Source organism: Microvirga sp. 2YAF29, assembly GCF_052114605.1.
In the GTDB taxonomy this organism is placed as follows: Bacteria; Pseudomonadota; Alphaproteobacteria; order Rhizobiales; family Beijerinckiaceae; genus Microvirga.
In genome coordinates this window covers 121,578-146,375 of record NZ_JBFRFB010000005.1, presented here as the reverse complement: position 1 = coordinate 146,375, position 24,798 = coordinate 121,578, and the positions used below count along the sequence as shown (strand labels likewise).

Below are 24,798 nucleotides of genomic sequence, written 5' to 3'. Positions count from 1 at the left end.
GGGTGCCATGGAGTCTGGAATCCTCCACAGCCTTGCATGCCTATCCCCAGGCATGACGCCGCAGAAGTACGAAACCGGAGAATGGCCGGGTTCATTAACCATGGAGCGATGCTCTTTCGGGAGATTCGATAGCTCTTCCTGCCTCTGAGAGCCGAATCGGCCGCGAGGCCCTGGATCAATCGGCGATGGCCGCCTCCGCCGCCTTCACCGCCGAGCCGCGCAAGGGCAGCTCCTTCATGGCGATCAGGAAGACCAGCGCCAGCCCGAAGCCGGCGGCGGCGGCCCAGAAGATGTAGCCGAACACATGGGAGAGATCGACGCCGCTGCGGGCCGCGACCTCGCCCAGGCTCTCGAAACTGCCGGCGCCCTGCAGGCCCGACATGCCCAGAAGGATGGCCCCGAACACCGCCACGATGAGCGCGCCCCCGAGCGAGCGGAAGAAATTGGCGGCCCCGGTCGCCGTGCCGAGATCGTGCAGCGCCACCGCGTTCTGGATCGACACGGTGGTCACGGGCAGGATCGTCCCGAGGCCGATGCTCAGCACGCCGAGGATGACCTCGACGGCCCAGATGGGAAGCCCTGGCACAGCCGCTAGAATGATGCTTCCCACGACCGCGACGGCGATGCCCGCTACGGGAAGCCGCTTGTAATGGCGGACCTTGGCCATGGAGCGGCCCGACAGCGTGGCGCCCACCACCGTGCCCGCCATGAGCGGAATCAGCCCCAGTCCCGACAGGCTCGCGGAAATGCCGCGCACGGATTCGAAATAAACCGGCAGATAAATGGTCAACCCGATATAGGTGCCCATGGCGAAACAGGCGGCCAGCGTTCCCATGCGCACCACCGGATTGCGCATCACGCCCGGCGGAATCAGGGGCTCGCTCGCCAGCCTCATGCGGAAGGCGAACGCGACCCAGAGCACCAGCGAAAGGGCGATGAGTCCCCCGATCGGCGCCGAGAGCCACGGATAGCGCAGGCCGCCCCAGCTGAGCGCGAGCAGCAGGGAAACGGTGGCCGACACCATGATGACCGCGCCGAGAATATCGAGCTTGTGCGGACGATCGTGACGGGGAAGCTTTCTGAGGCCGCGATAAGCGATCACTAGGGCGATCAGGCCCAGGGGCAGATTGATCCAGAAGATCACGGACCAATGCAGGTGTTCCGCGAAGAACCCGCCGAGCACCGGCCCGAGCAGGCTCGACGACATGAACACGCTGGCGAAATAAACCTGATACCTGCCGCGCTCCTTGGGCGGCACCAGATCGCCCACGATGGTCTGGGCCATGGCGATCAGACCGCCGCCGCCGATTCCCTGAAGGCCGCGCGCCAGAACGAGAATGATCATGCTGGGCGCGAGCGCGCATGCAATGGAGCCGATGATGAAGATTACGATGCCGATCAGCAGCGTGATGCGCCGTCCGTGAATATCGCTGAACTTGCCGTAGAGCGGCGTCACCGCCGTGGAGGCGAGGAGATAGGACGTCACCACCCAGGGCAGATGCTCGAAATCGCCGAGCTCATGGCCGATGGTCGGAAGCGCCGTCGCGATGATCGTCTGGTCGAGGGCCGCCAGAAGCATGGCGATCATCACGCCGATGATGATCGTGCGGATCTCCGCGTGGCTCAAAGGCGCCTGCTGGCTGCGGAGACTCTCGTTGGTGGCCTGGTCCATTTTTTATCCATCGCTCGGCACGGCGCTCGGACGGAACGCGGTTGGCGTATGCCTCTCTATAGGGATTTGCACCATCATGGCCCGACGTCCAGCGCAGAACAGATATGCAATCGGGATCGATTCGGTTCCTCTCGAGCGGTGAGGGAGATTAAGGGTCAGAGCCCAAGCCATACCGTTCCGCCTTATTTAGCCAGCATGCCAGCCCTACGATGTCATGGCCGGGCTTGTCCCGGCCATCCCGATGCGAAGAGCGGAGCGCTCACCATGATCGGGATCACCGGCACAAGGCCGGTGATGACGGGCGGAGGGCGCCGAGCGGTCATCCCGGACGGCGTGAGCCGATCCGGGATCGGGTGCAGAACCGAGCATGCCTCTCTGTCATTCCGGGGCGAGCATGAGCGAGAGCCCGGAACCCATAACCACCGCAGGTATAGGATAAGGCTGTGCAGATCGAAGCGCCTTTCTCTTGCAACGCCGTGGTTCTGGGTTTCCACGCCTACGGCGCGGCCCTTCGGGTCGGGCTCGCCTGCGGCGCCCCGGAATGACAGCGCTCTTTTCTGATGACGATCCCGGATCTGCGCTGCGCTCCGTTTGGGATGACGACTTGAGGGCAGGGTCGGCGCACCGTCATGTTCTGCATTTGTTCTTGACAATCCTCCTAACCTTGGCTATGGTTGGCACAGCCTGATCCACCGAGGGGCGCGCTCGCGAGGCGTCGTGATTGTGGGATCGGGCACGGTCCTGCTGTGGGCTTCGCAAGCCCGCTGCCAGGAGGCCCTCCGCTGAAAGACGCGGTGTACGCCTAAAAAAACCGTGCGCGGGGAGCCGTCAGGTTCTCAACACAAACACACACACGAGCCGGACGCCTCCTCGCGCCCTCCCTCGATCCAACACCCTCGGGCGAACCACGCCGCGAGGATATCTACGCTTGTTCTTTGACAGACAAACCCATGTCATCCTTAGGCCCTGCGAAGCGAGAGAAGGGGACCCACCCACAAGCACAGCGCTCTGGATTCCCGTCCCATCAGCTGCGCGTTCATTCCCGGAATGACACTGCGAGGGACGCTCTCATCCGTCACAGCCCGTCAGGATGCTTCTGCTCGTCCCCCTCTTGCGGGAAGCGCTTCGATGACGCTAGCTCTTCACGATCCATCTCCGAAGGTCTCATGGCCCCTCGCACACAGCTCTCCCTTCCCCAGGCCCGCCGCGTGGCCCTGGCCGCCCAAGGTTTTCACGAAGGCCGGCCGGACCTTGCAGTCAGCCGGCATCTGCGGCGCCACATCCAGCGGTCGCATCTGCTCCAGATCGATTCCGTCAATGTGCTCGTGCGGGCCCATTACATGCCGTTGTTCTCCCGGCTCGGCGCCTATGACCGGGACCTCCTGGAGCGGGCCGCCTATCATCCGAAAAAGCGCGAGACGTTCGAGTATTGGGGCCACGAGGCCTCGCTGATCTCTCTCGATCTCCATCCCCATTTCCGCTGGCGCATGGCCCGCGCCGCGCGGGGCGAGGGCATCTATGGTGGGCTCGCCCGGTTCGGCAAAGAGAAGCGTGCCTTCATCGAGGAGGTCCGACGCGAGATCGCCGCGCGCGGCCCCATCGCTGCCGGCGAACTATCGGGCGGCGGCAAGGGCCAGGGCTCCTGGTGGGGCTGGAGCGACGGCAAGCGCGCGCTCGAATGGCTGTTCTGGGCCGGAGAGGTGACGACCGCGACGCGGCGCGGGTTCGAGCGCGTCTACGACCTGCCCGAGCGCGTCCTGCCCTCCGCGGTTCTCAATACTCCGACACCGAGCGAAGACGAGGCGCAGCGCGAATTGCTGCGCCGCTCCATCCGCGCGCTCGGCATCGCCTCCGAGCGCTGCCTGCGCGATTATTTCCGTCTCGAAGTTTCAGATGCGAAAGCCCGAATCGCGGAGCTGGTCGAAGCGGGAGACCTGCTTCCCGTTATCGTCGATGGCTGGAACGGGCCGGTCTATCTCGACCCTGAAGCGAAGTTTCCGCGCCGCGTGGAGGCGCACGCCCTCGTCTCGCCCTTCGATCCCATCGTCTGGGAGCGCACGCGCACGGAGCGCCTGTTCGATTTCCGCTACCGCATCGAGATCTATGTGCCCGCCGAGAAGCGCGAGTTCGGCTATTACTGCCTGCCCTTCCTCATGGGCGAGAAGATCGTGGCCCGGGTCGATCTCAAGGCCGACCGGAGCAATGGCCGCCTCATCGTCCACTCGATCCACCCGGAGGCCTCCGCGCCTCCGGCGGAGATCGGTCCCGCGCTTGGTGACGAACTTCGCCTGATGGCGGGTTGGCTCAACCTCACCGACATCGCCGCGCCGAAGGAGTGGCGCAAGATGCTGGGGGTATGATGCGAAACCCTCGCAACCTCGGCAAGAACGCCTATTTCCCTCCTGCCATGAACAATCTCCTCTCTCCCGTCACCCAGCTTTGGGCCCGCCTGCGCCTCAATGAAATCGGGCCGCTCCTGTCCCTTGCCGCGTGCGGATTTTTCGCCTGGGCCTTCATCTCGCTCGCCGATGAAGTCGTCGAAGGGGAGACCCATGCTCTCGACAGCGCAATCTTGCTTTCGCTGCGCGATCCTCAGGATCTCGCCAATCCGTTGGGTCCGAGCTGGCTGGAGGAGGCCGCACGAGATTTCACAGGTCTCGGCGGCTATGCGATCCTCACGCTTCTGACGTCGGCGGCCGTCATCTATCTGCTGATGGCAGGGAAGCGGAGCGCTGCCCTGCTCGTCCTTGTTTCCATCGTCGGTGGAGCGCTTCTCTCCACGGGTCTGAAAATGGGATTCGAGCGGCCACGGCCCGATCTCGTGCCCCATGCCGCGCGCGTCTATACGGCCAGTTTCCCGAGCGGCCATGCCATGCTGTCGGCCATCACCTACCTGACGCTCGGCGCGTTGCTCGCCCGCGTGGAGAAGAGCCGCCGCATCAGCGCCTTCATCATGAGCCTTGCCATCATCACGACCCTCATGGTCGGCGTGAGCCGCGTCTATCTCGGCGTTCACTGGCCGAGCGATGTGCTGGCCGGCTGGTCCGTCGGCGCGGCCTGGGCTTCGCTCTGCTGGTTCGTGGCCTTGCAGCTGCAGCGGCGCGGGCAGGTGGAGAAGCCCGGCGAAACCTCGACGCCGCCCGTCGATGCGGAACCCCCATGAGCGAAGCGCCCGACCCGAAGGCGAAAAAGCCTCCACGAAAGGTCACGCCCGCCTACCTCCAGCGCGCGGCGCTCGCCTATCTGGAGCGCTATTCCTCCTCGGCCGAGAACCTGCGGCGGGTGCTGCGCCGGAAGGTGGACAATCGCTGCCGCCTGCGCGGAGAGGACCCGTCCGAGTTCCAGGAGGCGATCGACGAGGTGGTGGCGAAAAGCCTGCGGATCGGCCTCATCGACGATGCCCGCTACACGGAAGCCCGCGTCGCCACGCTGCGCCGGCGCGGAGGCTCGGCCCGCGCCATCCAGGCCAAGCTCTCGGCCAAGGGCGTGGACCGGGGCACCATCGCGGCGGTGCTTGAAGGTGGCGAGGAGGACGATGAGGAGAAGGCTGCTCATGCGCTGGCCCGGCGCCGCAAGCTCGGCCCCTATCGCCCCGGCGAACGTGCGCCCTACCGCGACAAGGATCTGGCCTCGCTCGCGCGCGCCGGTTTCCGCTTCGACGTGGCGCGCGCGGTCATCGACGGCGATCGCGAGGAGGTATAATTTTACCCGGATGATATTGACGGAATAATTTTATACGGGTAAAACCTGTTTCCATACAGGAGCAGGACATGAGTCACGACACCATCGCCCCCTACACAGCCTTTGCAGGCTCGCGGCACATCGCATCCGGAGACCTGCGCCACGTGGCGCTCAAGGTAAAGGAAACCATGGACAGCAGCGCGCAGGAGCCGGTCATCCTCGACAACACGACCTGCCGCCTCGTGGAAGTCGATCTTCGCGGAACAGCCGACGACATCGTAATGCGCCTTCATGTTCCGCAAGGTGAGCAGGAAGATGCGGCGCCGCGCGGCCCTGGGCGGCCGAAGCTCGGCGTCGTCGCAAGGGAGGTCACGCTGCTTCCACGCCATTGGGATTGGCTCAACAGCCAGCCGGGCGGCGCATCGGTCGCCCTGCGCAAGCTCGTGGAGGATGCAAGGCGCATGCATCAGGCCGCGGATCGCCAGCGCGAAAGCCGGGATGCGCTCTATCGCTTCATGTCGATGCTGGCGGGTGATCAACCGGGCTTCGAGGAAGCGTCTCGCGCCCTGTTCGCCGGCGACAAGGCAGCCTTCCTCGCGCGGATTGCCTCATGGCCTCAGGATCTGCACGATCATGCAAGGCTATTGTCAGGTGCCGCGTTCGCTGAACCGTAAGCGATGCTCACCGCACATACATGATGGTCGGGTTGTCCTTGTATGCCGTGCGCTGGAGCTCGCGATAACCGCATTTCTCGGCCACGCGAATCGAGGGCACATTCTCGGGTGAAATAATGCAGGCCGTGCGAATGGGGCCGAAATGGCCGTCACCCCAGGCAAGAACCGCCTTCAGAGCCTCCGTCGCATAGCCTTTGCCATGGACCTCGGGAGAGAGAGCCCAGCCGCTCTCGGGAATGCCATCGAGCGGAGGCTCGATCTGGCGCTTAAAATCGGCGAATCCCAGTTCGCCGACGAAACGCCCGGTGGCTCTCTCCTCAGCCGCCCAATAGCCGAAGCCGAGCAGCGACCAATGGCCGATATAGCGCAGAAGCCGAGACCAGACCTCCTCCTGTGTCGAGGGCCTGCCGCCGATGAAGCGGGTCACCTGCGGATCAGACCAGAGGGCCAGGCAATCTGCGAAATCCTGGGCCCTGTGGCCGCGAAGAACGAGACGCTCGGTCTCAATTACAGGGACGATGGAGGAGGAAGGCATATCGTTGAACCGAATCGTTAGAGGAGCCCTGCGCCGACATTTACGGCCAGCGCCAGGATGGTGGTGTTGAACAGAAAGGCCATGATCGTATGAGCCAGGGCCAGCCGCCGCATACGCTTGGAGAGGATGACCACGTCGGATGTCTGCGCCGCTGCACCGAGATTGAACGAGAAGTAGAGGAAATCCCAATAATCGGGCTGTTCATTGTGCGGGAAGGCAAGGCCCCGACGCTCGCCCTCGTCGCCATAATATTCATGGGCGTAATGGACGGCATAGATCGTATGCACGAAGAACCAGGAAAAGAGGATGGTAATGCCTGCGATGCCGAGGCGAAAAGCTTGCTGCTCACTCGGACCGGCATGGATGCCGCTCAGCTCGGCCCCGATTGCCACGAGGCTGACGATGGCTGCCACAACAGTGAGCGAGAGAACCACGACGGCCGCCTCATCTTCCTTGGCTGCCCGATCCTGCATCGCCTTGGTGGAGGACCGCGCGGCCATGGCCCAGGTCAGGACAAGGTAGCTCGCAACCCCGATATCCCAACCCACCAAGAACCGCGAGTTCGCGCCCCAGGCTTCAGGCAACAGGAGGAACACCACGAGGCTGACGAGTACGGAACCGAGAAGCCGTGGGTGCAGACGGGCCTGATTGAAGGTCATGGACGAAGGTGAATCCCTTGAAAAACAGACCCGAGCCCGGAATGCCGGCAAACCGATTTTGCATTGTCCTGCTCTGGAGGCTGCAGCATCATGTCCTAATTCCCCAAGCCCAATCGTAAAAGGAGAGCATGATGAACCGTAAGGCAAGAGCCGTTTGGCAAGGCACCGGCAAGGACGGCAGCGGACACCTCACCTCGGATTCCGGCGTCCTGTCCTCGACGCCCTATTCCTTCAAGACCCGTTTCGAGAACGAGAAGGGCACGAACCCGGAAGAGCTGATCGCCGCCGCGCATGCGGGCTGCTTCACCATGGCGCTCGCCTTCCAGCTTCAGGGCGCGGGCTTCACTCCGACGGAACTCGCCACGGAAGCGGTCGTCTCTCTAGAGCAGGAAGGCAGCGGATTCACGATCAAGAAATCGGCCCTCACCCTGACCGCGAACGTACCGGGCATCGATCGGGCCAAGTTCGAGGAACTGGCCCGCGCCGCCGAGAAGAACTGCCCCGTCTCACGCGTGCTCAATGCCGAGATCACGATGAATTTTACGCTGGACTGAGAGGCTCTCCATCACCTCCACGTCATGGCCGGGCTTGTTCCGGCCATGTTTGTTTCGCGGTTCTTCACAAGAAACCTTAGCCGAGGCTCTGCGGATTTCTCGGCCGGCAATCAGAGAACCAATTGCGCCGCTCGCCGTTAAGCCGAAGAGGCGCATTCATGCGCTGAAGCAAAACAATTGGAGGATGATCATGCTCTCGAAGCATATTGCTTTGGCTCTTCTCGGCTCGACCCTGGCCTTTACGCCGGCACTCGCCCAGACTCAGCCTTCCACGACGACCGCCAATCCGACGGCCAGCTCTTCTACGATGAGCAGCGGCAACTGGATGACGCAGGAAAAGGCCGGCCAGTGGCGCGCCTCGAAGATCGAAGGCCTGAACGTCTATAACAACAACAACGAGAAGATTGGCGATATCAGCGAGTTGCTCGTCGATCAGAATGGCAAGATCGAAGCCGTTGTCATCGGCGTTGGCGGCTTCCTCGGCATGGGTGAGCACGACGTGGCTGTTCCCTTCGACCAGATCAAGTTTGTGAACGAAGCGCGTGCCAATACCACCGCCGCGAACACGACCACCGGAACGGCTGCTCCCGGCGGCACGATGGGCACGACAACGACGAGCCCTGCGCCGAACGCCACCGGTTCCGTGGCGCAAAACAACGCCAACACCATGAATCGCGCAGCTCCGGATCACGCCATGCTGAACATGACCAAGGATCAGCTGAAGGCCGCTCCGGAATTCAAGTACAGCCGCTAAGGCTTAAAAAAGCGGTTTAATGAAAGGGGCCCGATGGGCCCCTTTTTATCATGATTTCTGGTGCGCGATGATGCGATCCTTGATCGCATCATATGCATTTTGCGGAATGATCTTTTTGTCCACCAGTTCATTCTTGGCCTTGTAGGGACGCCCTTTGACGATCGCATCAGCGCGGGCCGAGCCGATCTGAGGCAATTTGTCGAGTTCATCCTTCGGAGCCATGTTGATGTCGATGAGCTTGCTCACGGAAGCCGTAGAGCCGGGCATAGGCTTGGTTGCGGAGGGCGCGGGCGACGTGGTGGTCATTGGAGGCTTGGCCGGGACCGTAGTGCCGGGAGCGGCGGTCTGCGCGTAGGCAGGATAGGCGAGCAGGAGACCAAGAGCGGTCAGTGCTCCAAATTGGAATCGACGCATAGGAACCTCCTTTGGCTCACAGACCCATCACGGAAAGCAGGGCCTGTTTTCATTTAAAGAACAGGATCAGGGCGAAGCGATGTCTGAATGACCCATTTTGTCCTATTCAGGTTCCCGTCTCTGATGATCTCGACGCATAAAAAATCCCGGAACGGCTTTCACCGCCCGGGATCGAGCTTGGAAGACTGATATGTTTTACATCGCGGCTTTCTTGTAGCTGTCGACGATGGCTTGACCGTCCGAGCCTGATTTCTTCAGCCAATCCTGCGTCAGCTGCTCGCCGACCTTCTGCAGGCCGGACTTCAGTTCAGCGCTCGGCGGCTGGATCTTCATACCCTTCGCGGCCATCTGGTCCGTGTACCACTTGGTCTTTTCCTGAGCGGTCTTCCATCCGCGCTCCTCGGCCGTCTTGGCAGCTTTCAGCATGGCCTCCTGCGTCGGCTTGTCGAGGGCATCGAAGGCTACCTTGTTCACGAAGGTGATGTTCTTCGGAATCCAGGCCTGCGTATCGTAGAAGTGCGTGAGTGATTCCCACACCTTCGAATCATAACCCGTGGCCCCCGAGGTCATGAAGGTGTTGACCACGCCGGTCGCCAGTGCCTGCGGCAGGTCGGCTGCCTGCACCGTCACCGGTTGCGCGCCGACAAGCTCCGCGATGCGGGCCGTGCCGGCATTGTAGGAGCGCCACTTTACGCCTTTGAGATCCTCGACATTGTTGATGTCCTTCTTGGCGAAGATACCTTGAGGCGGCCACGGCACCGCATAGAGCAGCATCAGGCCCTGGCTTGCGAGCTTCTTCTCGATGGCGGGCTTCTGCACGTCCCACAGCTTCTTCGACTGGTCGAAGGAAGTGGCGAGGAAAGGCACCACGTCGAGACCGTAGATCGGATCCTCATTCTCGTGCAGCGACATCAGCACTTCGCCGGCTTGCGCCTGCCCGGTCTGCACCGCGCGCTTGATCTCCGGCGCCTTGAAGAGCGAGGCGTTGCCGTGAACCGTGATCTGCAGCTTGCCGCCTGTCGCGTCGGCAACATCCTTGGCGAAGGCGTTGAGGTTTTCGGTGTGGAAATTGTCCGGCGGATAGGCGGCAGGCAGGTTCCATTTGGTCTGAGCCATCGCAGGCGCGCTCAGCAGAAGGGCGCCGGCAAGGCTCAAGGAAAGGCAGGTCCAGGTCTTCATGGTGGTTCTCCTCTGGAGTTTTGATTTTATGAATCCGGGAAGGCGATTTGCGGCAGCAGCATTACGATTTCCGGAAACACCGTGATGATCGCGACCGCGACGACGAGCAGGAAGAAGAACGGCAAGGCAGCAAGCGCCACCGTGTTCGAATCCTTGCCCGACATGGTTTGAAGCACGAAGAGATTGAAGCCGACGGGCGGCGAGACCTCCGCCATCTCGACCACGAGAATGAGGAAGATGCCGAACCAGATGAGATCGAATCCCGCCGTCTTCACCATGGGGATCACCACCGCTGTGGTGAGCACGATCATCGAGATGCCGTCGAGGGCCGTGCCGAGTAGGATATACATGATCGTGAGCGCGGCGATGAGTGCATAAGGAGACAGGTGCAGCCCATCGACCCAGGTCGCTAGGGCCTGCGGAATGCCCGTATAGGCCATGGATGTGGACATGAAGGACGCGCCTGCAAGGATCAGCATGATCATGCAGGTGATGCGCGTGGTGCCCATTACGCTGGCCCAGAACGATTCCCATGACAGCGAGCCCGACCACCATGCGATGGCGAGCGAGCCGAGCACGCCCCAGGCAGCGCATTCCGTTGCTGTGGCCCAGCCGAGCAGCAGCGTGAGGAACACGAGCAGGATGAGCAGCGCTACGGGAATGAGATTCGTCGATTCCCGCAATTTCTCGCGAAACGACATCTTCGGCTCGGGCGGCGGAGACTTCGACGGATTGAGCATCGACCACACGGCGATGTAGCCGGAATAGAGCGCCATCACGAGAAGGCCGGGCAGAAAGCCCGCCAGAAAAATCTGGATGATCGAGACGTTCGCCGCAACCGCATAGACCACCATGGTGATCGAGGGCGGAATGAGGATGCCGAGGGTGCCGGCGCCCGCGAGCGAACCTAGGCTCACCGTATCGTCGTAGCCGCGCTTCTTCAGTTCCGGCAGCGCGATCTTCGCCACAGTCGCGCAGGTGGCGGCGGATGAGCCGGATACGGAACCGAAGATGCCGCAGGCCAGCACGTTCACATGCATCAAGCGGCCCGGAAGCCAGTTGAGCCAGGGCGCGAGGCCGCGAAACATCTCTTCCGACAATCGCGTGCGGAACAGGATCTCGCCCATCCAGATGAAGAGTGGCAAGCCAGCAAGCGTCCATGATGCGGAATTGCCCCAGATCGTGGTGGCCAGCACGGAGCCCGCCGGAATACCACCGCCCACGAATTGCATGCCGACGAAGCCGCAGGCCATGAGGGCAATCGCGATCCATACGCCGCCCGCAAGCAGCACCGCGAGCAACAGGAGCAGCAGGCCCGAAATCTCGATGAGTTCCATGGGCCTCAGACTCCGCTCTGGATCGCGCGTTCCACCACCTCTTCGGCGGTGGTGGCAGGGGGCTTCTCGTAACGCGGATCGCCCCCACGCAACACATGAATGAATTCGTCGACGAAGGCGATGAAGAGAATCACGAGGCCTGTCGCATAGCCGATCTGCGGGATCCATAGGGGCACCGCTAGGACGCCCTGCGCCATGTCGTTGAAGCGATAGCTGTCATAGGTGAGCTGCACCGCATGCCAGGCGAAGAACCCGACGAAGCCAAGGCCGATCACGAGAGAGAACATCTCGAACCACCAGCGGGCTCTGCCATGCAACCGGTCGGTGATGAGACCGACCCTGATCATCTCGCCGGAGCGGAAGGTGTAGGCTAGCCCTAAGAAGGCCATCGCCGCCATGGACCAGGATGCGAAATCATCGCCCGCAGGAATGTTGAACCCCACGCCACGCCCCAGGGAAAGACCCATCATGAGCAGGAAGATCACGAGAAGAAAAAGGCCCGCGAGGTAGCCGGCGAAAAGGTAGAGACCGTCGAGAACGGAACGGATCATGCAGGGCTGTTTTCTTTCAACACAAGAAGAGCGTTATGAAATTACCGCAGGCAAAGTGTAGGACAAGGGTCCGGTTGATTTCCAGTGCAAAAGCTTAAGGCTTTAGTGCATGTCCATTCGGCAATTGCCTGCGGGAAAAGCGGGCTGGCTGCGGTGTCATTCTGGGCGGAGCGCCGCTGAGATCTGGGGTCTTGGCAGAATAGAGTGCATGTCCTCTCTCCCTTCGGGGAGGGAAGAAACCGCGCAAGACTTCCATCGGCCATACCGGGCCAGGACAATTGTCACGCCCCGGCCAAAGATTGTTGCATCATTGCGGCCTGTTGCCCGTTGATTCGGGTTCACGCATGATGATCGAGGCCGATGTTTCGCTTTTTCGAGAACCGTATCGATTTCACGAAGCGCCCGCCGGAGGCGTCTCCGCCGGATAATCTGTGGGGCTTCTACTGGCACTTCATCGCCCAGGCCAAGGGGCTGTTCGTGGCCCTGTTCGCGCTCGGCTTCGTGCTGGCAGTGATCGAGGCGCTGGTGCCTTATCTCATAGGCCAGCTCGTCAACGCGCTCTCGAAGACATCGCCCGAGGGAATCTTGGAGGAGGCAGGGCTGCTGTTGGCTGCCATGGCGGGCATCATCCTGGTGGTGCGGCCGCTCGGCACGATTCTGTTCCGCCTCCTGGTCAACCATTCGCTCGCCGTATCCTTCACCAACATGGTGCATTGGCAGAATTACTGGCACGTGGTGCGACAGCCGCTCGGCTTCTTTCAGGAGGATTTCGCGGGCCGCATCGCCAACCGCGTGCTGCAGACTGGGCGGCCTTTGCGCGAGACCGTTCTGTCGGTGGCGCGCGCAGTCTGGCAGATCCTGATCTTCGGTGCTGCCTCCATCGGGTTGCTCGCCACGCAGGATGTCCGCCTCGCGCTGCCCATGGCCGGGTGGTTCGTGATCTATGCGGGCCTGCTTGTTTATTTCCTGCCGCGCATCAAGGTCCGCTCCCGTGAATCGAGCGAGGTGCGCTCCGCCGTGACGGGCAAGGTGGTGGACAGCTTCACCAACATCATGACCGTCAAACTCTTTGGGCGCCGCACGGACGAGGATGACTATATCAGCGAAGGCTATCGCCGCCTGACCGACGTGTTCCTGCGCCAGCAGCGGCTCAACACGTTCTACAGCGCGGGCCTCGTTATCCTCAACGGCCTCTTCCTCGTGGCGATGGGCGGCGTCGCCGTGTGGCTGTTCAGCATGAACCGCTTGGACGCGGGCATGATGACCACGGCGATTTTGCTCTCAAGCCAGATCGTCTCCATGTCGGGCTGGGTCGCCTTCGAGGTCATGGGCATCTTCGAGAATGTCGGCACGGTGCAGGAGGGCATGAAGACCATCTCGCGCCCGCTAACCATGCAGGACAAGCCGGATGCTCTGCCGCTGACGGTGACGCGCGGCGAGATCCGTTTGGAGAACGTCTCCTTCTCCTACGGCGATGGCGACAAGGTGCTCGATGATTTGAGCCTCACCATCAAACCCGGCGAGAAGATCGGCCTCGTCGGCCGCTCGGGCGTGGGCAAGACGACGCTCGTCAACCTCGCCTTGCGCTTCTTCGAGCCGCAGCAGGGCCGCATCCTCATCGACGGGCAGGACATTGCGGATGTGCGCGAGGAAAGCCTGCGCGGGCAGATCTCCGTGGTGACGCAGGATACGTCGCTGCTGCATCGCTCGATTGCCGAAAACATTCTCTACGGGCGGCCCGATGCGGGCGAGGAGGCGGTGCATGACGCCGCCCGGCAGGCGCATGCGACGGATTTCATCGAGCGCCTCGTCGATGGAAAAGGAAGACGCGGTTATGACGCCCATGTGGGCGAGCGCGGCGTGAAGCTCTCCGGCGGCCAGCGCCAGCGCATCGCCATTGCCCGGGTGATCTTGAAAGATGCACCGATCCTGGTGCTGGACGAGGCGACTTCCGCGCTCGATTCCGAAGTAGAAGCCGCGATCCAGGAATCGCTCGCCAGGCTGATGGAAGGCAAGACCGTGATCGCCATCGCTCACCGCCTCTCCACCCTGCAACTCATGGACCGCCTCATCGTCATGGATGAAGGCCAGATCATCGAGGAGGGATCGCATGCGGAGCTGTTAGCGCATGGCGGCATCTATGCCGGTCTATGGAGCCGCCAATCGGGTGGATTCCTTCAGGATCGTAAGAGCAGACGCGGAGCGGTCGGCTGAACGTCGCACGGCCTTCCATCCGCCGCGGAACGGGTTTAGGTTGCGCAAACTTTTAAAACCGTGAGTGTTCCCAATCATGCAGAACGACCGTCTCAGCCTCGATGAAGTTGTGCGCCGTGTTGAGGCGAAGGCTTCCGCCTATTGCGATTTGAGCGACCGCATCTGGGCTACGCCCGAACTTGCGTTTGAAGAGTATCGCTCGGTTGTTGCGCAGATCGCGATGCTGGAAGCTGAGGGCTTCCGGATCACTCAGAAGGTCGGCGGCATGGCGACGGCCTTTATCGCGGAATACGGCAGCGGCGGTCCCATCGTTGGCATTTTGGGCGAATTCGATGCTCTGCCCGATCTCGCGCAGGTCTCGGGCGTGACGGGGCATCAGCCGACGGTTGCCGGATCGCCCGGCCATGGCTGCGGCCACAACCTACTCGGCGCCGGTTCGGCGCTTGCCGCCGTTGCGCTGAAAGATGCGCTGGAAGCGGAGGGCATTGCCGGTACCGTGCGCTATTACGGCTGTCCGGCTGAGGAGAGCGGATCGGGCAAGACCTTCATGGCGCGCGCAGGCCTGTTCGACGATCTCGATGCGGCCTTCTGCTGGCATCCGAGCATCGTCAACGAGGTGCAGACCACCTCGTCGCTCGCCTGCATCCAGGCCTATTTCCGCTTCAAGGGCCGCGCCGCGCACGCGGCCGCAGCGCCTCATGTGGGGCGCAGCGCGCTCGATGCGGTGGAACTCATGAATGTGGGCGTGAACTACATGCGCGAGCACATGCCGTCCGATGCGCGCGTGCATTACGCTATCACCAATACAGGCGGAGATGCGCCGAACGTGGTGCAGGCTTATGCGGAATCGCTCTATCTCGTGCGGTCGCCGCATCTGCCGGATGCGGAGCGTTTGTTCGAGCGCGTGAAGAAGATCGCGGAGGGCGCGGGCCTCATGACGGAAACGTCGGTTTCCGTGCAGATTACGGACGCCACCTCCAATGTCGTGCCGAACAAGGTGCTGCAGGAGGTGATGTACGAGAACATGAAGCGGCTCGGCGGGCCGGGCTTCGACAAGGCGGATTACGATTTTGCCGGAAAGCTGCAGAAGGATGCGCTCACCGACGAGGATATCCTCGCCAGCGTGAAGCCGCACGACCTGTCGCTAAAGACGCAAGTGCTCCACGACGGCCTGCTCTCCATTCCGACACGCGAGGAAGTAATGATGGGCACCACCGATGTGGGCGATGTGAGCTGGATCGTGCCGACGGTTCAGTGCCACACCGCGTGCTTCGCCATCGGCACCCCTTTCCATACCTGGCAGCTCGTCACCCAGGGCAACCTGCCCGCCGCCCACAAAGGCATGGTACTCGCCGCCAAGGCCATGGCCACCACGGCGGCGGATGTCTTGCGCAATCCCGACATCATCGCCCGCGCCAAGGCGGAGCTGAAGGAGCGCACCGGCGGCCGGGCCTATCTCTGCCCGATCCCGCCGGAAGTGACGCCTGACGATCTGCGCAAGAAGGTGGCATAGTTAAAGGAACGAAGGACGCCAACACTCTCCACGTCATGGCCGGGCTTGTCCCGGCCATCCCGATTGGAAAGGCGCGTCACTTCAATGCATCGGGATCACCGGCACAAGGCCGGTGATGACAGGAGAGCATTAAGAGCCTCAGCTTGCATCCAAGCAATCCCACTTTGGCATTCGCGGCTATCGCTCTTGCAGGTGTGCAGACTTATCTTCCGGTCAACGAATGGAGCGATCCCATGAACCTGACCGGAATTCATCATCTCACGGCCATCACCGCCGATGCAAAGCGCAATCATGACTTCTACACCCAGGCGCTCGGCATGCGCCTCGTGAAGAAGACGGTGAACCAGGATGATGTGAGCGCCTATCACCTGTTCTACGCCGACGGGCAGGCGACGCCCGGCACCGACATCACCTTCTTCGACTGGCCGGTGGGGCGCGAGCGGCGCGGGACGCACAGCATCTCGCAGACGGGCCTGCGCGTGAACGGCGAGAAGGCTCTCGCCTGGTGGAAGGATCGGTTCGACTCCCTGAAGATCGAGCATCAGGGCATCACGGAGCGCAACGGACGCCTCGTTCTCGATTTCGAGGATTTCGAGGGTCAGCGGCTGAGCCTCGTCGATGACGGCGGTAAGGGCGATGCCTATCCGTGGGATCGAAGCCCCGTGCCTGCCGAGTATCAGATCCGGGGCCTTGGGCCGATCACGATCAGCGTGCCGAAGCTCGACCGCACCGCCGTCGTTCTGACGGCAGCCATGGATATGCGCGCCGGCAACGAATACCGCATCGGCGATACGCCGGTTCATGTGTTCGAGATGGGCGAGGGCGGGCCTGCCGCCGAGTTGCATGTCGCCGTCGAGCCGGATCTGCCCTTCGCGCAACAGGGCGCGGGCGGCGTGCACCACGTCGCATTCCGCACGCCGGACGAGAAGAGCTACCAGGAATGCTGGGAGCGCCTGCAGACGCTGCGCGCGCCGTCGAGCGGCCCGGTGGATCGCTACTACTTCCGCAGCCTCTATTTCCGCGAGCCCAACGGCATTCTCTTCGAGATCGCCACCGACGGCCCCGGCTTTGCCACCGACGAGCCGATGGACAAGCTCGGCGAGTCCCTGGCGCTGCCGCCCTTCCTGGAGCCGCGCCGTGACGAGATCGAGGCAGGTCTCAAGCCGCTTTAATCCCAATCTTCTGAGCCGCTTCGCTTGTACAAGCGAAGCGGCTCAGAAGCCGTTTGGAAGCATAAGCTTATTCGCCGAACACGCCCCAGGCGCAGTAGCTTTGAAGCGGATGGCGCTTGAGCCTGATGTTGTTCAGACCCAGTACTTCTTGAACGGCAAGCGTTTCACCGGGGAGTTGCGGGCAGTTCAGTTCGTCGAAGACGAGAAGGGAGCCTTTCACAAGTCTTGGCATGATCTTTTCAAGAACGTCCTTGGTCGGCTTGTAGACGTCCATATCGAAGATCGCCATCGACACGATCGCATGCGGATTCCTCTCGAGCCATCCGTCGATGGTCTTCGAGGCATCGCCTTTTATAAGCTCGAACTTTTTGATGTGGCTGATCGCGTGCAGGCCTTCGTGAATGCTCAATATCTCTTCAAGGATGTTCTCATAGTTCGGCAGCGATCTGTAATCGCCGATTTCGGCAAAGTCGCCATCTTTGCCGTCGACCGTTGAAAAGCCTTCGAAGGTGTCGAAACCAAATATTGTTCTTGAAACATTGTTGGGCTCGTACATTCCGCGGAAGTTCTGCAAGAGCGCGAGGCTGGCGCCCCATTGGACCCCGAATTCGCAGATCACGCCTGGTACGTCGAGGATCTTCTGATAAAGTTCGTGATAATAGATGATACGGCTCAAGGCCTTTTGCTTGAGCGTAACCATGTTGTGAAAATTCCAGTTTCCTCCATATTGAGGAAGCAAATCCTTTGAAATCGATAGAAGACGTGTATCCAACAGCATATCGTTCTCGGTACGGCTCGATAATTCGCCATTTTGAATCTTATAAGTTTGCTGGTTTATATCTTTTTGCGTGTATGTATTCTTCATTTTTTCTCTCACCGGCTTTGGGCGCGTGCATCGTTTCCATGTCTTAGGCTTGTGAGGGCAGGACAGGAAAGGCGAAGGAGCTGTGAGGGTAGATAACGAGCAATAGGGGCACGCTACAAGACAAGTTTATGGTCGTTAACAGTATGACATTACGTAAATTTGCTGCCCACCTTAAATAAGGACCTCGACCGATGCCGTCTGGTGCCGTGAAGATGCTCAAAAATATTTTTGCTATGCCGTGATATCCAAGAACAGAGGCATTAGAGAGTCTAGGAAAATAATGACTTTATATAACGTGATAAAGTTTCATAAGAAAAAATATTTAATACTCTCTGTAAATATAATTTTACCCGCACCCAACTCTAAGAGTAACTACAGTTTGCTAAAAGGGGGCGGGCTTGCCTGATTTAAGATGCGAAACTTTGTTCTAGCTGCAATCATTGCGTTTCTTGGCTTGTCGGGGATAGGCGCTGCGGAAGCGCAAACGCTACCGGCCCCGAAAGACAGGCCGATCCTGACGGTCTCGGGAAACATCTCGGTTACGAACCAGGGCGGTACGGCGGTGTTCGACCGCGCCATGCTCGAAGCCGTGGGCACGATCTCTTATGAGACAGGAACACCCTGGTATCCTGAGCCGGTGAAGTTCGAAGGGGTACCTTTGGCCAAGCTCATGCAGTATCTCGGCGCCAAGGGTGGGCACATCGTGGTCACGGCGCTGAACGACTACAGTAGCGACATCCCTTTCACCGACATCATGAAATACAACGTCATTCTCGCAACGAAGCAGAATGGCCAGTACATGTCCGTTCGCGACAAAGGGCCTCTGTTCATCGTCTATCCTTTTGACAGCGACCCTGAGCTGAAACACCAGACTTATTATGGCCGATCGGTGTGGCAGGTCTCCAAGATCACAGTGAAGTAATCGGGCATCGTGCATCGGAGAAAAATGGTTTGTCGCTTCGCGCGCTCAAAATTGTTCTTGCTGTCGTCATAGCGGGCTTCATCCTCTCCGCCGCTTACATTTCGATTCTGATTGTCGAGCGTCAGGAAGTCCTCAAACAAGTCGCGCGGTACAACATGCCTTGGCATGCCAGCGCAGCGATGTATGAGTTCGCGCGTCTGGAACAGCGCCTCAGCGCCTATGCGGCGCAGGATCCGACTGTGAACAAGGATGAGGTCGGCCTGCGCTATGATATCATGGTTAGCAGGTCAGACCTTCTTCGGTCAGGTGAATTCAGGGAATTTCTCCGCGCCGCGCCCGAATGGCAGGAGGCTGTCGAAGAGCTGGGGAAAACGCTGGCGGAGATCCAGCCTTTCATCGAGAACCTGGACACGCCCGAAGCCGCACTGAGCATTGTCAGGACGCTGGAGAGGTTGGATCTCAAGCTCGCAGGTCTGGCTGCGGCCGCTCTTCACTTTGGTGGCCAAAGAGTCGAACAGGACCAGCAGGAGCTGATCCGCCTGCATTGGCTGTTCTCGAGCTTGGCGGCAGGGCTCATCGCGCTGGGTCTCGTTCTGCTGGCGCTTCTCGGTTGGCACAACAGGCTTCTGGAAAAGGCGCAACGGGAGCTGCGGCTTCTCGCCGACAATTTCCAGAACATGTCGGTGAAGCTGGAGCGCACCAACAAGGCGCTCGGCAGCGCCTATGAGGAGTTGCAGCTGCGGAATGAAGCATTGCAGCGCCAGGAGCACGAGCTCAGGACGCAGAACGACCGCTTCGATGCCGCGCTCAACAATATGTCCCATGGCCTGTGCATGGTGGACAACAACGAACGCATCATCGTGTTCAATGCACGTTTCGCGCATCTCTTCGGCCTCGACGGCTCGGTGCAACCCGGCGCGACTCTGGGTGGATTGCTGGAGCAGGCGACCGCGCGTCCGTGGCGGAACGCCGAGGCCCTGCGGCAGATTTTGATCGAGCAGCAGGAGCTCATGCGCAACCGGCAGCAATTCACGTTCATTCAGGAGCAGTCCGACGGCCAGACTTTCGCGATCTCGCACCAGCCCATGTCGAATGGCGGTTGGGTGGCCACCTACGAAGACATCACGGAACGCCGGCAGGCGGAATCGCAGATTGCCTACATGGCGCATCACGATGCGCTCACCGATCTCGCCAACCGTGTTCTCTTCCGTCAGCAGCTGGAGCATGCGCTCGTCGATGCCGAGCGCCAGAACAAGCTCGTGGCCGTGCTCTGCCTCGACCTCGACCGCTTCAAGGATGTGAACGATTCGCTCGGGCACGAGACCGGCGACATCCTGCTCCAGGCGGTGGCGGCGCGCCTGCGCAGCTGCATCCGGAACCAGGACGTGGTGGCGCGTCTCGGCGGCGATGAGTTCGCGATTCTACAGATCGTCTCGGAGCCGCAGGAATGCGCGACGCTGTCCACGCGCATCTGCGAAGCCATCGGCATGCCCTACGATCTCGAAGGCCAGGAGATCGTGATCGGCACCAGCATCGGCATCGCGCTCGCATCCGGGGACAATCCCTCGCCCGACCATCTCCTGAAGCAGGCGGACCTCGCGCTCTACCGGGCCAAGGCGGAAGGACGCGGCATCTATCGCTTCTTCGAGCCAGAGATGGACGCGCAGCTGCAGGCACGCCGCGCGTTGGAAATGGATCTACGCAAGGCGCTGCCCAACAAGGAGTTCGAGCTCTTCTTCCAGCCGCAGATCAACATCCGCGCCAACGAGATCAGCGGCTTCGAGGCGCTGCTGCGCTGGCGTCATCCCGAGCGCGGCCTCGTATCGCCTGGCGAGTTCATCCCGGTCGCCGAGGATATCGGTCTCATCGCCAGCGTCGGCGATTGGGTTCTCGAACAGGCCTGCATGGTGGCGACGCAGTGGCCGAAGAACATCAAGGTGGCCGTCAACCTGTCGCCGGTACAGTTCCGCAATCGCACCCTCGTACAGAGCGTCGGCCGCGCCCTCGCGCGATCCGGCCTTGCGCCCGAGCGGGTCGAGCTGGAGATCACGGAATCCGTATTGTTGCAGGACAACGAGATGACCGTCGCGACCCTGCATCAGTTGCGTCGTCTCGGCGTGCGCATCGCAATGGACGATTTCGGGACCGGCTATTCCAGCTTGAGCTACTTGCGCAGCTTCCCGTTCGACAAGATCAAGATCGACCAGTCCTTCGTGCGGGAAATGTCGTCGCGGGCGGATTGCCTGGCCATCGTGCGCTCCATCGCGAGCCTCGGCGCGAGCCTTGGAATGACCACCGTCGCGGAAGGCGTGGAGACAGAGGATCAGTTCCTCCAGATCAGCGCCGCCGGATGCACTGAGGTGCAGGGCTATTACTTCGGAAAGCCAAAGCCCGCCCGTGAACTCAGCCACTCCCTCGCTGCGCTCAAGCGCACGGCGGAGGTGGCCTGAAGCCCCCTCGATTTTTCAGACCTGCGGACCAATCTTTGGAGACCCGATCATGAAGACTTACTGCGAATTTACGTTCGAGGCGGCCCATTCGGTGCAACCCTATTCCGGGCTGCACGGGCACACCTTCATCGTCAAGCTCACCTTCGGCGGCGATGTCGATGAGGTCTATGGTTGGCCGGTCAATCTTTATGACGTCGAGAACTACATCGCGGAGATCAAGGGCAATCACGGCTCGGGCCTCGATCACGGCAATCTCGATCTCAATCCCGAGATCGGCATCGCCTCGCTCGAGAACGTCACCACCTATATCTGGCGGCTCGTGAAGCAGCGTTTCCCAGGGCTGGAAGAAGTCGAGCTGAAGCGCGGCATGCCGGGTTCGACGGAAGGTTGCATCTATCGCGGCGGCAACGAAGAGCGCACTCCACTCGCGGCCTGATCCAGATCCCATTGCACGAAATAAAAAACCCGGGGCATCGGACGCCCCGGGTTTTTGTTTGAGCCGTCGAATTCTAAATCAGCCGCCGGTGCTGAAGGAGTAGGAGAGGGTCAGGCCGACGCCGACCTGATTCTCCGAGCCGAACTGCTTCACGATCGGGCTGTCGGCCGCGTCACCCACGAGGTGCTTGTAGGTCACGAAGGCCGTCGTGGACCATTGCTCCGACCAATTGTAGCTCGCACCCAGGGTCGCACCCACGGAGGTGATGCCGCCTGACGGGTCGTAGGGTGTCACCTGACCGTTAAGGGCCGCCTCGACGGGCGTCACGCCGAAATAGGTCTCCATGAACTCGTCGTCGCCGAGCGCTAGGCGTGGGCCGAGAGAGACGGTGAGAGCGCCGAAGCGCTGCACATAATCGAGGCCGAGATCGGCGACGAAGCCCTCATGGCCGTTGAAGCCGCGGCGTATCTCGGCGCGGGCGCGCAGGAATTCCACCGGCCAATATTCCACGAAGAGACCGGGCTCGACGGCCCAATCGATCTTCTTCAGGCCAAAAAGCTCTCTGTTGTCCTCATAATAGCGGCCGCCCTGGAAGCGCCCCACCACACCGAAGCGCAGAGCGGAATCGTCGAGGAAGGAGAAGCTCAGGCCGTCATCGGGCGCGCTGAAGCGCTCCACCGTTCCGGCGCGACGGAAGCTGACAGACGGGAAGCCGATGAAGTCCCAGTCGTCGGCGCCGGGATAGGCAGGTCCTACCTTCAGGTTGGCCTTCAACGTCACGATCCAGCCCGTGGGCAGGTTCGGCACCAACGGAGAATAGGCGGGATCGGCAGCATGGGCCGGTAACGCCGCGCTCGTCATCAGCAGGGTGGCGAGAGCGAGGGACTTCGGAAACCGCATGGTGCAGGACCTCATGAGCATGATCGATCTCATCCGTGGTGACCTCAATCGCCGGTGAGGTCAAGCATTCACGCGAAATCCTGGCAGGTTCATGCGACTTTCGTAAACGGATTGCATCTCGGCAACAGCACGCCGCTGCGCGCCGGTTCAATCCGCGAACCTTCTTGCACCGGAGCGGTTGTCGATAAAAGGAGCTTTGCCTTGTCCCTGATCGCCAGCTCTCGCCCGCAGCCGGACGAGTTCTACCCCACGCCTCCGCCGACTGACCCTGTGCCAGTGATGCCGACACCGACCGAAACGCCGCCGGCGCCGCTGTCGCCGAGCGCTCCCTCATCCCTGCCCGAACAATCGCCGGAGCCGGAAAGGCCCGTCATCTATCCGACCCCGCAGCCTGAAGTGCCTTAAAGCAGGCTTGCGGCAAACCTTGCGCAGACGAGCAGCAGGAAGATGCCGAAGGCCACCTCCAGGCGCCTCTTCGACAGGCGGTGCGCCAGACGCGCACCGATCGGCGCCATCCATACGCTTGTCGGAATGAACAGGATGAAGCCGAGCACCGACACGTAGCCCAGAGCCAGAGGCAGCTGGAAGGCGGTGACATTCGGGTAATCGGCCATATGCGGCCAGCCGGCATAGATGTAGCCCAGCGCGCCGGGGATCGAGATCAGGATGCCCAGGCCCGAGGAAGTGGCGATCGCCTGATGGATCGGGCGGTTGTAGAAGGTCATGAACAGGTTCGACAGCTGGCCGCCGCCGATCCCCATCAGTGCCGAGAGAATGCCGATGAGCCAACCATAGGCCACCATGATCGGCTTGGAGGGCATGTCGAGACCCAGCCGCCAAGTGTCCTTGCCGAAGAGCAGGCGGATGGCCGAGAAGCCGGCCACCACCACGAAGACGCCCTTGAACAGATCGGCCGGAGCATAGCGGGCAATGACGCTGCCTACGGCGACGCCGAGCACGACGGGAGTGGCCCATACCTTGAGGATCGACATGTCGACCGCGCCCTTGGCGTGGTGAGCCTTGAAGGAGCGGATGGAGGTGGGCACGATGATGGCGAGCGAGGTGCCCACACACAGGGGCATACGAATTTCGTCGGGCACTTCGAGGATGCGGAAAAGCTCGTAGAGAATGGGTACGGCCACGGCACCGCCGCCGACCCCGAACACGCCGGCGAGCAAGCCGGTGATCGCTCCCGCCGCGAGAAGCGCAACGATAAGCCAAGCGAGATCGAAAAGGGGAATGCCAAACATGAGGAAACCACCGGAGAGAAGGGAGGGGCACCGATGGAAGCGTCATGGAACCTTTGACGCATGAATGCAAGGCATGCCTTCGTGGGGTCTTGAGCCTGATCCCACGCATCGGGCGCGTTAGGCGTCACACACCCTCGACCCGTAGATTGTTCTGTACGTGCGTCACGCCCGAGGCCATTTCGGCGAGATCCTCCGCCCGCCGTTTGAGACCACGGCTGGAGACGGTGCCAGAGAGTGTGACCTCGCCCTTCGACACGTTCACTTCCACATCGGATGCATCGATGAAGCGGTCATGCGTGAGACGTTCGCACACATCCTCATGAATGCGGTCGTCAGTGCGCTTGTAGCCCTTAGGTCCACGCCCCCGGTGCAGGCCCGACGGCCCTGACCCGGCGTCGTCATCCGAGCGCAGGTCCGGATCGTTGGGATCGCGGTCACCGAAAGCGCCAAGCCCGGAGCGACGCCTGTCGTAAGAAGGTGCGAAGCCTTCATCGTCAGGTGGCCCGCGATGCCCATCCTCGATCACGCCGCCTGCGAAACCTTCGCGCGGACGTCCATAGCCACTGGGATATTCCCGGCTGTCGCCGCGCAGGCCGACTGCGCCGCCCTGAGGCACGTCGCCATAACCGTTGTCATCGCGAGAGGGGTTTCGATTCCTGCGGCGGGGGTCTACCATGGCGTCCTCCAACCATGGCATCGGACCCAAAAGTGGATTTACGCTTTTGGGATCGATCTGATGCCATCTTTCCTGTCAGAGCAACAATCCCGCCCTTCCCTGGTTCCCGCTTCATGAAAGCCCAGCAACGCATCAAGCTGTTCGAGGCCATCTTCGCGCGCGATGGCGGCGCTTGCGTCTATTGCGGCGTGCAGACTCATCGGTTGCAGAAAGGCTTGAGCCGCTCGCCGCATCTCGCCACGCTTGACCATGTGTTACCCCGCTCGATGGGCGGGCCGCTCAATCAGGCCAATCTCGTGCTCGCCTGCCAAGCCTGCAACAACGAGCGCGGTATCATGGATGCGCAGGAGTTCCGCGCGCTGAAGACGCGCAAGGTTTAAGAGTTCCAGT

25 protein-coding genes are annotated in these 24,798 nt (G+C 61.3%); 14 read left to right on the top strand and 11 right to left on the bottom strand.

Translation table 11 applies throughout. The features are described from left to right. Positions 1-175: 175 nt before the first annotated feature. Entirely contained in the window at positions 176-1,672 is a 1,497-nt protein-coding gene (locus tag AB4Y85_RS08645; protein WP_441984473.1) for an MDR family MFS transporter, read from the bottom strand. A 1,166-nt stretch (positions 1,673-2,838) separates the two neighbouring features. Here AB4Y85_RS08645 and AB4Y85_RS08640 point away from each other — a divergent pair. The 4 genes from AB4Y85_RS08640 (at position 2,839) to AB4Y85_RS08625 (ending at position 6,027) form a co-directional block, all read left to right on the top strand. Beyond that, on the top strand, positions 2,839-4,032 hold the full coding sequence (locus AB4Y85_RS08640; RefSeq protein WP_441984472.1) for a winged helix-turn-helix domain-containing protein: 1,194 nt from the start codon (positions 2,839-2,841) through the stop codon (positions 4,030-4,032). 47 nt (positions 4,033-4,079) lie between these two features. Further along, entirely contained in the window at positions 4,080-4,835 is a 756-nt protein-coding gene (locus AB4Y85_RS08635; protein WP_441984654.1) for a phosphatase PAP2 family protein, read from the top strand. Continuing rightward, positions 4,832-5,374, top strand: coding sequence for a regulatory protein RecX (locus AB4Y85_RS08630; RefSeq protein WP_441984471.1), 543 nt, complete (start codon positions 4,832-4,834; stop codon positions 5,372-5,374). The genes AB4Y85_RS08635 and AB4Y85_RS08630 overlap by 4 nt, the downstream gene beginning before the upstream one ends. A gap of 68 nt (positions 5,375-5,442) precedes the next feature. Beyond that, positions 5,443-6,027 carry a DUF2239 family protein gene (locus AB4Y85_RS08625; RefSeq protein ID WP_441984470.1) on the top strand — a complete coding sequence of 195 codons (585 nt, stop codon included), beginning with the start codon at positions 5,443-5,445 and terminating at the stop codon, positions 6,025-6,027. A gap of 7 nt (positions 6,028-6,034) precedes the next feature. On the opposite strand, the gene AB4Y85_RS08620 is transcribed toward AB4Y85_RS08625, so the two are convergent. Continuing rightward, the gene (locus AB4Y85_RS08620; RefSeq protein ID WP_441984469.1) at positions 6,035-6,562 is read right to left on the bottom strand and encodes a GNAT family N-acetyltransferase; all 528 of its coding nucleotides are present in this window, start codon (positions 6,560-6,562) and stop codon (positions 6,035-6,037) included. A gap of 17 nt (positions 6,563-6,579) precedes the next feature. After that, entirely contained in the window at positions 6,580-7,221 is a 642-nt protein-coding gene (locus AB4Y85_RS08615; RefSeq protein WP_441984468.1) for a DUF1345 domain-containing protein, read from the bottom strand. Positions 7,222-7,352: 131 nt separating this feature from the next. On the opposite strand from AB4Y85_RS08615, the gene AB4Y85_RS08610 reads away from it, so the two are divergent. Continuing rightward, on the top strand, positions 7,353-7,775 hold the full coding sequence (locus AB4Y85_RS08610; RefSeq protein WP_441984653.1) for an OsmC family protein: 423 nt from the start codon (positions 7,353-7,355) through the stop codon (positions 7,773-7,775). A gap of 190 nt (positions 7,776-7,965) precedes the next feature. After that, entirely contained in the window at positions 7,966-8,529 is a 564-nt protein-coding gene (locus AB4Y85_RS08605) for a PRC-barrel domain-containing protein (protein WP_441984467.1), read from the top strand. 48 nt (positions 8,530-8,577) lie between these two features. Here the strand turns inward: AB4Y85_RS08605 and AB4Y85_RS08600 are convergent, their stop codons facing one another. From AB4Y85_RS08600 to AB4Y85_RS08585, 4 genes are all read right to left on the bottom strand, one after another. Continuing rightward, a complete protein-coding gene (locus AB4Y85_RS08600; protein ID WP_441984466.1) occupies positions 8,578-8,943 on the bottom strand; it encodes a ComEA family DNA-binding protein in 366 nt (121 codons plus the stop codon). Positions 8,944-9,138: 195 nt separating this feature from the next. Then, the gene (locus tag AB4Y85_RS08595; RefSeq protein ID WP_441984465.1) at positions 9,139-10,122 is read right to left on the bottom strand and encodes a TRAP transporter substrate-binding protein; all 984 of its coding nucleotides are present in this window, start codon (positions 10,120-10,122) and stop codon (positions 9,139-9,141) included. A gap of 26 nt (positions 10,123-10,148) precedes the next feature. Further along, positions 10,149-11,459, bottom strand: a complete 1,311-nt coding sequence (locus tag AB4Y85_RS08590) for a TRAP transporter large permease (RefSeq protein ID WP_441984464.1) — start codon at positions 11,457-11,459, stop codon at positions 10,149-10,151. A 5-nt stretch (positions 11,460-11,464) separates the two neighbouring features. Further along, positions 11,465-12,010 (bottom strand): TRAP transporter small permease, encoded by a 546-nt coding sequence (locus AB4Y85_RS08585; protein ID WP_441984463.1) that lies wholly within the window; start codon positions 12,008-12,010, stop codon positions 11,465-11,467. 360 nt (positions 12,011-12,370) lie between these two features. On the opposite strand from AB4Y85_RS08585, the gene AB4Y85_RS08580 reads away from it, so the two are divergent. From AB4Y85_RS08580 to AB4Y85_RS08570, 3 genes are all read left to right on the top strand, one after another. Continuing rightward, positions 12,371-14,224, top strand: coding sequence for an ABC transporter ATP-binding protein (locus AB4Y85_RS08580; RefSeq protein ID WP_441984462.1), 1,854 nt, complete (start codon positions 12,371-12,373; stop codon positions 14,222-14,224). Between the two features lie 76 nt (positions 14,225-14,300). After that, positions 14,301-15,737 carry a M20 family metallopeptidase gene (locus AB4Y85_RS08575; RefSeq protein ID WP_441984461.1) on the top strand — a complete coding sequence of 479 codons (1,437 nt, stop codon included), beginning with the start codon at positions 14,301-14,303 and terminating at the stop codon, positions 15,735-15,737. A gap of 233 nt (positions 15,738-15,970) precedes the next feature. Further along, positions 15,971-16,909: a ring-cleaving dioxygenase gene (locus AB4Y85_RS08570; protein WP_441984460.1), complete on the top strand. Its 939-nt coding sequence runs from the start codon at positions 15,971-15,973 to the stop codon at positions 16,907-16,909. A gap of 67 nt (positions 16,910-16,976) precedes the next feature. On the opposite strand, the gene AB4Y85_RS08565 is transcribed toward AB4Y85_RS08570, so the two are convergent. Then, positions 16,977-17,774, bottom strand: coding sequence for a TylF/MycF/NovP-related O-methyltransferase (locus AB4Y85_RS08565; protein WP_441984459.1), 798 nt, complete (start codon positions 17,772-17,774; stop codon positions 16,977-16,979). Between the two features lie 412 nt (positions 17,775-18,186). On the opposite strand from AB4Y85_RS08565, the gene AB4Y85_RS08560 reads away from it, so the two are divergent. From AB4Y85_RS08560 to AB4Y85_RS08550, 3 genes are read left to right on the top strand one after another with little or no spacing between them, the layout of a single operon-like run. Continuing rightward, a complete protein-coding gene (locus tag AB4Y85_RS08560; protein WP_441984458.1) occupies positions 18,187-18,696 on the top strand; it encodes a molybdopterin-dependent oxidoreductase in 510 nt (169 codons plus the stop codon). A gap of 29 nt (positions 18,697-18,725) precedes the next feature. Beyond that, positions 18,726-21,146 (top strand): putative bifunctional diguanylate cyclase/phosphodiesterase, encoded by a 2,421-nt coding sequence (locus AB4Y85_RS08555; RefSeq protein ID WP_441984457.1) that lies wholly within the window; start codon positions 18,726-18,728, stop codon positions 21,144-21,146. A gap of 49 nt (positions 21,147-21,195) precedes the next feature. Next, positions 21,196-21,582, top strand: coding sequence for a 6-carboxytetrahydropterin synthase (locus AB4Y85_RS08550; RefSeq protein WP_441984456.1), 387 nt, complete (start codon positions 21,196-21,198; stop codon positions 21,580-21,582). A 78-nt stretch (positions 21,583-21,660) separates the two neighbouring features. On the opposite strand, the gene AB4Y85_RS08545 is transcribed toward AB4Y85_RS08550, so the two are convergent. Continuing rightward, positions 21,661-22,503 (bottom strand): MipA/OmpV family protein, encoded by an 843-nt coding sequence (locus AB4Y85_RS08545; RefSeq protein WP_441984455.1) that lies wholly within the window; start codon positions 22,501-22,503, stop codon positions 21,661-21,663. Between the two features lie 180 nt (positions 22,504-22,683). On the opposite strand from AB4Y85_RS08545, the gene AB4Y85_RS08540 reads away from it, so the two are divergent. Continuing rightward, the gene (locus tag AB4Y85_RS08540) at positions 22,684-22,887 is read left to right on the top strand and encodes a hypothetical protein (RefSeq protein WP_441984454.1); all 204 of its coding nucleotides are present in this window, start codon (positions 22,684-22,686) and stop codon (positions 22,885-22,887) included. On the opposite strand, the gene AB4Y85_RS08535 is transcribed toward AB4Y85_RS08540, so the two are convergent. Next, entirely contained in the window at positions 22,884-23,732 is an 849-nt protein-coding gene (locus AB4Y85_RS08535) for a sulfite exporter TauE/SafE family protein (RefSeq protein WP_441984453.1), read from the bottom strand. The genes AB4Y85_RS08540 and AB4Y85_RS08535 overlap by 4 nt on opposite strands. A gap of 124 nt (positions 23,733-23,856) precedes the next feature. Next, positions 23,857-24,408 carry a BON domain-containing protein gene (locus AB4Y85_RS08530; protein ID WP_441984452.1) on the bottom strand — a complete coding sequence of 184 codons (552 nt, stop codon included), beginning with the start codon at positions 24,406-24,408 and terminating at the stop codon, positions 23,857-23,859. Between the two features lie 113 nt (positions 24,409-24,521). Between AB4Y85_RS08530 and AB4Y85_RS08525 the strand changes: the two genes are divergently transcribed. Next, positions 24,522-24,788, top strand: a complete 267-nt coding sequence (locus AB4Y85_RS08525) for an HNH endonuclease (RefSeq protein WP_441984451.1) — start codon at positions 24,522-24,524, stop codon at positions 24,786-24,788. Positions 24,789-24,798 lie beyond the last annotated feature (10 nt).